The following is a 1,427-nucleotide window of genomic DNA, read 5'->3' as shown; positions in this document are numbered from 1 at the left end:
GGTTGCGTCCAGGGAAGTGGTGTACGGGTTCGACCTGATCCGGGGGTTTGCTCCGGCGTTGGGATGAGGCCCGCATAGATGAACGGCCACCGGCTGATCTTCGAGGTGTCGAAGCCCGAAGGAGATCAGCACGATGACCGCACCCGACAGTCTGCCCCTGCACGCCCTCGCCGAGGACAACCTCGCCGCGGCGAGTCCCGATCTGCTGCGCGCGATGGTCAAAACGTTCGCCGACGCACTCATGTCCGCCGAGGCAGACGCGCTCTGCAACGCCGAATACGGGCAGGTCAGCGACGAGAGAGTCAACCACCGCAACGGATATCGCCCGCGCGAGTGGGATACGAGGGCCGGTACCGTCGAGCTGGCCATCCCCAAGCTCAGGAGCGGGAGTTACTTCCCGCACTGGCTTCTCGAACGACGTCGCCGGGCCGAGCAGGCCCTCATCTCGGTGGTTGCCACCGCCTACCTGCTGGGCGTGTCCACCCGCCGGGTCGAGAAGCTCGCCGAGTCGCTCGGCGTCACGCAGTTGTCCAAGTCGCAGGTCTCGGCGATGGCCCGGCACCTCGACGAGCAGGTCGCCGCATTCCGCAACCGGCCCTTGGACCAGGGCCCTTACGCGTTCGTCTGGGTCGATGCGCTGACCCAGAAGGTCCGCGAGGGCGGCCGCATCATCAACGTCCACGCCCTGATCGCGGTCGGCGTCAACGGCGACGGTCACCGCGAGATCCTCGGCATCGACGTCGCCACCACCGAGGACGGCGCCGGCTGGCTGGCCTTCCTGCGCTCCCTGATCGCCCGCGGCCTGTCCGGCGTCCAGCTGGTCATCTCCGACGCACACGCCGGCCTGGTCGACGCCATCGGCGCGGTCCTGCCCGGCGCGAGCTGGCAGCGATGTCGCACTCATTACGCGCGAAACCTGCTCAGCCAGGTCCCGAAATCGGCCCAGCCGTGGGTGGCCACGCTACTGCGGACCGTCTTCGAACAACCGGACACCGACGCCGTCCAGGCCCAGATGCAACACGTCCTGGACGCGCTGGAGGCCAAGTTCCCCAAGGCCGCAGCCCACTTGGACACCGCCCAGCACGACCTGCTGGCCTTCACCGCCTTCCCGCGCGAGATCTGGCGGCAGATCTGGTCGAACAACCCGCAGGAACGGCTGAACAAGGAGATCCGCCGCCGCACCGACGTAGTCGGCATCTTCCCCGACCGCACCGCCGTCATCCGACTGGTCGGCGCCGTGCTGGCCGAACAGAACGACGAGTGGACCGAGGCCCGCCGCTACATGGGACTCGACCTGCTGGCCAAAGCCCGCCTCCACCCGATCGAGTCAGAAAGCCACGAGACCGACCTGCCTACCGAACTCACCGCATAGCCTCAAAACGAGATCACCGAGTGGCCGTCAATACACCACTCCAGCGGACGTGACC

General features: G+C 67.3%; 1 protein-coding gene. It reads left to right on the top strand.

Features of this window, described 5'->3' with window-relative positions; all coding sequences use genetic code 11:
* Positions 1–133 precede the first annotated feature (133 nt).
* The gene (locus tag ACFWPQ_RS51935; RefSeq protein ID WP_384052197.1) at positions 134–1,372 is read left to right on the top strand and encodes an IS256 family transposase; all 1,239 of its coding nucleotides are present in this window, start codon (positions 134–136) and stop codon (positions 1,370–1,372) included.
* The last annotated feature ends 55 nt before the right edge of the window (positions 1,373–1,427 follow it).

The sequence above is a fragment of the Streptomyces sp. NPDC058464 genome (genome assembly GCF_042721035.1).
GTDB lineage: Bacteria > Actinomycetota > Actinomycetes > Streptomycetales > Streptomycetaceae > Streptomyces.
The sequence above is the reverse complement of the archived record's forward strand: the minus strand, read 5'-3'. Positions and strand labels throughout refer to the sequence as shown.